This window comes from Polaromonas sp. P1_G2 (genome assembly GCF_056405515.1).
In genome coordinates, this window is sequence record NZ_JBFUBY010000997.1 from 1 (window position 1) to 486 (window position 486).

General features: G+C 55.8%; 1 protein-coding gene. It reads right to left on the reverse strand.

The window, feature by feature from the left end:
- Positions 1-206, reverse strand: a 206-nt coding sequence (locus AC1D0P_RS28730; protein WP_477679845.1) for a hypothetical protein, incomplete at its 3' end; no start/stop codon positions are given.
- Between the last annotated feature and the right edge of the window lie 280 nt (positions 207-486).

The window sequence follows — 486 nt, forward strand, 5'->3', positions numbered from 1 at the left end:
TTGCAAGTTTGCGCGGTTTTCGGCCGTAGAAACTTGCAAATTGCGTGGCTGGGCAAATCATGATTCTCTGTCGTCCGGCAGATTTTCATGGAGCAGGGAATTTGTCCGAAGGCGCGGAGCAACCGGAGCTTTTTACGATTATCTATTTCCGGAATTGTAAAAACATCTAATTCAATCCAAGGGTTGTTTTTTCGCAGATCGATCATATTTCATGGTAAGATCCACCGCGAGGAGATTGTCGGCGCTTGCCGGGTCATCCCGCTTGGGCAGTCGCCTCGCGCGCCAACTGAAAACCCCGCCGTCGCCAGCAGGGTTTCCATTCCACACGTAACCCCGCACCTTACTTCGGCAGCTCGCCCTCAACCCCCTCCACGAGGAAATTCAGCGGCCCAAGCTTGTCATCGCCCGCCACTTCGCCGGCCTTCAGCCACACCGTGCCGTCCTGCTTGTTGATCGGGCCGGTAAACGGCTTCAGCGCGCCGGACT